General features: G+C 72.4%; 6 protein-coding genes. 2 read left to right on the top strand and 4 right to left on the bottom strand.

All coding sequences use genetic code 11. From position 1 onward, the window contains the following. Positions 1-769: helix-turn-helix transcriptional regulator (locus DY240_RS24260; protein WP_407659382.1), on the top strand; the 769-nt coding region annotated here is incomplete at its 5' end. On the opposite strand, the gene DY240_RS24255 is transcribed toward DY240_RS24260, so the two are convergent. From DY240_RS24255 to DY240_RS24240, 4 genes are all read right to left on the bottom strand, one after another. Then, positions 762-2,186 carry an APC family permease gene (locus DY240_RS24255; RefSeq protein WP_199702306.1) on the bottom strand — a complete coding sequence of 475 codons (1,425 nt, stop codon included), beginning with the start codon at positions 2,184-2,186 and terminating at the stop codon, positions 762-764. The two genes, DY240_RS24260 and DY240_RS24255, sit on opposite strands and share 8 nt — an antisense overlap. A gap of 98 nt (positions 2,187-2,284) precedes the next feature. Then, positions 2,285-3,055 (bottom strand): LOG family protein, encoded by a 771-nt coding sequence (locus tag DY240_RS24250; protein WP_119662290.1) that lies wholly within the window; start codon positions 3,053-3,055, stop codon positions 2,285-2,287. A gap of 16 nt (positions 3,056-3,071) precedes the next feature. Further along, positions 3,072-4,136: a succinyl-diaminopimelate desuccinylase gene (gene dapE, locus DY240_RS24245; protein ID WP_119662289.1), complete on the bottom strand. Its 1,065-nt coding sequence runs from the start codon at positions 4,134-4,136 to the stop codon at positions 3,072-3,074. A 12-nt stretch (positions 4,137-4,148) separates the two neighbouring features. Beyond that, the gene (locus DY240_RS24240; RefSeq protein ID WP_147375497.1) at positions 4,149-4,844 is read right to left on the bottom strand and encodes a VOC family protein; all 696 of its coding nucleotides are present in this window, start codon (positions 4,842-4,844) and stop codon (positions 4,149-4,151) included. A gap of 69 nt (positions 4,845-4,913) precedes the next feature. Here DY240_RS24240 and DY240_RS24235 point away from each other — a divergent pair. Then, positions 4,914-5,256: RNA polymerase sigma factor (locus DY240_RS24235; protein WP_267901696.1), on the top strand; the 343-nt coding region annotated here is incomplete at its 3' end.

Below are 5,256 nucleotides of genomic sequence, written 5' to 3'. Positions count from 1 at the left end.
GGCCGCCGAGGCGGCGCTCGGCCGCGGCGAGCCGGACCTCGCCTGGCAGCTCATTCGGGCGGCGATCGACGCGTCACCCGGCCGGCAGTTCGGCTACGAGCTGCCGCTGCTGGCGGCGGCCGGCTGGGCACTGGAGGCGCGTGCCGGCGCCGGCGCGCCGCCGGCGGAGATCGAGGCCGAAGCGGCGTGGCTGCGCGAACGGCTGCAGCCGATCGGCGACTGGGGACCGGCACCGGTATGGACGCCGGTGATCCGTGCGCACCTCGCCGGCCTGGACGGGCCGGCGCCGGACGCCTGGCGCGCGGCCTTGGACGCCGTCGACGCCGCCGAGGGGCCGGCGCACCTACGGCCGTTCGCCGCGTACCGGCTGGGCGAGGCGTACGTGCTGCTGGGCGACCGCGCAGGCGCCGAGGAACCGCTGCGGCGGGCGGCCGCCGACGCGGACGCCCTCGGTGCCGGGCTGATCCGGCGCTGGATCGACGACCTCGTGCGCCGCGCCCGGCTCGGCCTGCCGCCGTCGCCGTCGGGATCCGGCCACGGCGCCGCCGGGGCGTTCCCCGCGCTGACCGACCGCGAGCGCGAGGTGCTCCGGCTGGTCGCCGCGGGGCGGAGCAACCGGCAGATCGGCGAGGAGCTGTTCATCAGCACCAAGACCGCCAGCGTGCACGTGTCGAACATCCTGGCCAAGCTGGGGGTGTCGGGCCGCGGCGAGGCGGCCGCCCTGGCGCATCGCGAGGGACTGCTCGACGACCAGACCCGCGTCAGTTGATCGGGCCGCCCACGCCCAGGTTCTCGGGGTCGTCCATGTCGCCCTGCGGCCGGTGCAGCCGCCGGTTGACCAGCACGGTGACCACCCACAGCACGACGCCGACGGCCAGCAGGATGCCGGCGATGCGGTACTCCTCGCTGGGCCGGCCGGTGAACGGCGTGGCCAGGTACGCGCAGGCGATGGCGCCGATGATCGGGATGATCGTCGGCGACCGGAAGTGCTGGTGCTCGACCGGGTTGCGGCGCAGCACCAGCACCGCGATGTTGACGACGGTGAAGACCGCGAGCAGCAGCAGCGACGTCGTGCCACCGAGCGCCGGAACCTCGGCGACGAACGTGATGAGGCCGACCGCGAGCAGCGTCGTGAAGATGATCGCCACCCAGGGCGTGCGCCGGGCGTGGTGCACGCGGCCCAGCGGCCCGGGCAGCACCCGCTCGCGGCTCATGCCGTAGACGAGCCGGCTGGCCATCAGCATGTTGATCAGCGCGGAGTTGGCGACCGCGAACATCGTGATGAACGCGAAGATCTTCAGCGGGAAGCCGGGCGCGCCGGCCTCGACCACCTGGAGCAGCGGGGTGTCGCCCTCGCCGAGCTGGTCGACCGGCACCAGCGCGACGGAGGAGATCGCGACCAGCACGTAGATGACGCCGGTGATGACCAGGCCGGACAGCATGACCTTGGGGAAGATGCGCGACGGCTCTTTGCACTCCTCGGCCATGTTGACGGAGTCCTCGAACCCGACCATCGCGAAGAACGCCAGCGCCGTCGCCGCGGTGACCGCGCCGAAGACGCCCTGGCCGTGGGTGTCGAACTCGGTGACGCGCGACATGTCGGCCTCGCCGCCGCCGATGGCCCACAGGCCGATCATGATGATGATCAGCAGACCGCTCAGCTCGACGCAGGTGAGCACGACGTTGGCCTTGACGCTCTCGCCGACGCCGCGGAAGTTCACGAGGGCGACCAGCCCCATGAAGAGCAGCGCGACGATGGTGACGCCGGCGGTGCGCAGGTCGAGGTCGAACGCCTCGCCCAGGTTGGCCGCGAACGTCCGCGACGCCGTCGACGCCGACGTGATGCCCGAGCACATGACCGTGAAGGCGACGATGAACGTGAAGAAGTGCACGCCGAACGCCTTGTGCGTGTACAACGCGGCGCCCGCGGCCTGCGGGTACTTCGTCACCAGCTCGAGATAGCTGAACGCGGTGAGGATCGCGACGACGAACGCGATGAGAAACGGCAGCCAGGCCGCGCCGCCCACCTCGGCGGCCACCCGGCCGGTGAGCGCGTAGACCCCGGTGCCGAGGATGTCGCCGACGACGAACAGCAACAGCAGGCTGGGCCCCATGACCCGCTTCAGGCTGGGCTGTTGCGCGGGCGGACGGGGAACCTCGCCGGTCTGCACGGGTGCGTCTGCCATGAGCCGCCTCCAATCGTTGCCTTGGTCTACCTCTTGGAGGGTGTACGGCGCAAGCAGCGACGCGGCGACTCAGTGCCCGGAATGCGGGAATTCCGGCGCTATTCCCGGCCCGCCGCGCGGCGCGCTTCCTCGGCCCTGGCCAGCACCGACATCACTTCGTCGAGGTCGTCGGTGACGGTGAGAAGGTCGATGTCGACAGCCGAGATCTTCTTCTCGACGACCAGCGTGTCACGAAGCCAGTCGACGAGCCCTTTCCAGTACGACTCACCGACCAGGATGATGGGAAATGCGGTCACTTTCTGCGTCTGGACGAGCGTCATCGCCTCGAACAGCTCGTCGAGGGTGCCGTAACCGCCGGGGAACACGACGAAGCCCTGGGCGTACTTGACGAACATCGTCTTGCGGGCGAAGAAGTAGCGGAAGTTGACCGCGAGGTCGACGTAGGCGTTGATGCCCTGCTCGAACGGCAGCTCGATGCCCAGCCCGACGGAGGTGCCGCCGGCGTCGTGGGCACCCTTGTTGGCCGCCTCCATGATGCCCGGGCCACCGCCGGTGATGACGGCGTACCCGGCGGCGGTCAGCCGCTCGCCGAGCTCGACGGCGAGCTGGTAGTACCGGTCGTCGGGCAGCGTGCGGGCCGAGCCGAACACGCTGATGGCCGGGCCGAGCTCGGCCAGCGCGCCGAAGCCCTCGATGAACTCGGACTGGATGCGCAGCACCCGCCACGGGTCGGTGTGCACCCAGTCGGTGGGGCCGGCGGTGTCGAGCAGGCGCTGGTCGGTCGTCGTCACGTCGTACTGTTTCCCTCGCTTGATCACCGGCCCGGCGTGCTTCTCCACCGGCCGGTCGAACTCCTCGTGTCGGGTCACCTGGCCAGGCTAGTGGTCAGGTCGCGAGCCAGGCCCGCAATCGCGTCTCGCAGGTCTCGATCTCGGCGACGTCGACGCGTTCGTCGTCGGCGTGCGCGAGCTGCGGGTCGCCGGGGCCGTAGTTGACCGCCGGGACGCCGAGTGCGTCGAACCGGGCGACGTCGGTCCAGCCCACCTTGGCCCGCGGCTGCCCGCCGACGGCCGCGACGAAGGCGGCCGCGACCGGGCGGTCCAGGCCCGGCCGGGCGCCGGGGGCGGTGTCGAGCAGCCGTACGTCGTAGCCGTCGAACACCTGCCGCACGTGGTCGAGCGCCTGCGCCTCGGACTTGTCGGGCGCGAAGCGGTAGTTGACGGTGACCTCGCAGCGGTCGGGGATGACGTTGCCGGCGATGCCGCCGCTGATGCCGACCGCGTTGAGTCCTTCGCGGTAGTCGAGGCCGTCGACGGTGAGCGTGGCGGGCTGGTACTCGGCCAGCCGCTGCAGCACGGGGCCGGCCGCGTGAATGGCGTTGCGGCCCATCCACCAGCGGGCGCTGTGGGCGGCGGTGCCGGTGAGGTCGACGGCGACCCGGAGGGTGCCGTTGCAGCCGCCTTCGACGGCCGCCGACGACGGCTCCATGAGCACCGCGAAGTCGGCGGCCAGCCAGCCGGGCTGCTGCCGGGCGACCCGGCCGAGGCCGTTGCGGTCGGCCTCGACCTCCTCGTTGTCGTAGAAGACGAAGGTGACGTCGCTGGTCGGCGCCGGAACGTGCGCGGCCAGCCGCAGGCCGACCGCCACGCCGCCCTTCATGTCGACCGTGCCGCGGCCCCAGAGCACGCCGTCGACGAGCCGGGTGGGCAGGTTGCCGGCCACGGGCACGGTGTCGAGGTGCCCGGCCAGCACCACCCGCGACGGCCGGCCCAGCGCCGTGCGGGCGACGACGGTGTCGCCGTCGCGGTCGACGGTGAGGTGCCCGACGGCGCGCAGCGCGGCCTCGACGGCGTCGGCCAGCGGGCCCTCCTCGCCGCTGGGGGACGCGAGGTCGCACAGCTGCGCCGTCAGCGCCGGCGCGGGAAGGTCGAGGTCGAGAACGGTGCCCACAGTCGCCCCAGCCTAATCGGGCGGGGTGAAGGCGCAGAACTCGTTGCCCTCGGGGTCGGCCATGACGTGCCAGCCGATGTCGTCGCCGGGCGCCCGCAGCACGGTGGCGCCGCGCTCGGTGAGCAGGCCGGCGTCGGCGACCCGGACGTCCCAGTGGACGCGGTTCTTCACCGTCTTGGCCTCGGGGACCGGGACGAAGCACAGGTAGTCGAACGGCAGCCGGCCGTCGCTCTCGAGCGCGGCGAAGTGCTCTTTGGGCTCGCGCTCGGGGACCAGGCCGAACAGCTCGCCCCACCACGCGGCCTGCGCGTGGGCGTCGGCGCAGTCGACCACCACCTCGTAGAGCCGGCCGGGCAGGGACGGGCGCCGCGGCCGGAGGAACGCGCAGAACTCGCCGCCCTCGGGGTCGGCCATGACGAACCAGGAGATCTCGTCGTCGGGCTCGCGCAGCACGGTGGCGCCGAGGCCGAGCAGGCCGTCGAGGTGGCCCACCTCGACGTCGAGGTGCACGCGGTTCTTCGCCGTCTTGGCCTCGCGCACGGCGTCGACCCAGATGTGCGCGCCTTCTGCAACACCTCGCAGGTGCGTAGGATCGTCTGCGTCTGGTCGGTGATCGAGTGCCGCCGCCCAGAACTCGGCGAGTCGGGGCTGGTCGCTCGCATCGAGGCAGAGGGCCTGCCACGTGGCGACGGGCGGTGTCCGGCTCATGACGGCAACGCTAGCCGAGCGCACCGACATCCCTGACCGCACGAGAACCAGCCAGGTGACCCGACGACGATGAGCTCCCTGCCGGCCGCTCCCCCCGACGACCAGCGTCTCTGGTCGCGGGCGCGCCGAGGCGACCCGGCGGCGTTCGGGGAGCTGTTCACCCGGCACTCGACGGTGGTCTACAACTACTGCTTCCGCCTCACCGGCAGCTGGAAGACCGCCGAGGACCTCACGTCCGTCGTCTTCCTCGAGGCCTGGCGCAAGCGCGAGGACGCCGCGGCGCTCGCCGGATTCGTGCCGTGGCTGCTCGGCCTGGCCGGCCGCGTCGCCCGCAACAGCACGCGCGCCGTCCGCCGGCACCGCCGCCTGCTGGCCAAGCTGCCGCCCGCGGTCATCGCCGGCGGCGCCGACG

It is taken from the genome of Jiangella rhizosphaerae (assembly GCF_003579925.1).
In the GTDB taxonomy this organism is placed as follows: Bacteria; Actinomycetota; Actinomycetes; order Jiangellales; family Jiangellaceae; genus Jiangella; species Jiangella rhizosphaerae.
The sequence above is the reverse complement of the archived record's forward strand: the minus strand, read 5'-3'. Positions and strand labels throughout refer to the sequence as shown.

Coding starts and splice junctions, on each gene's coding strand:
- DY240_RS24255 (WP_199702306.1), bottom strand. CDS start 2,186: ATGGCAGACGCACCCGTGCAGACCGGCGAGGTTCCCCGTCCGCCCGCG.
- DY240_RS24240 (WP_147375497.1), bottom strand. CDS start 4,844: ATGAGCCGGACACCGCCCGTCGCCACGTGGCAGGCCCTCTGCCTCGAT.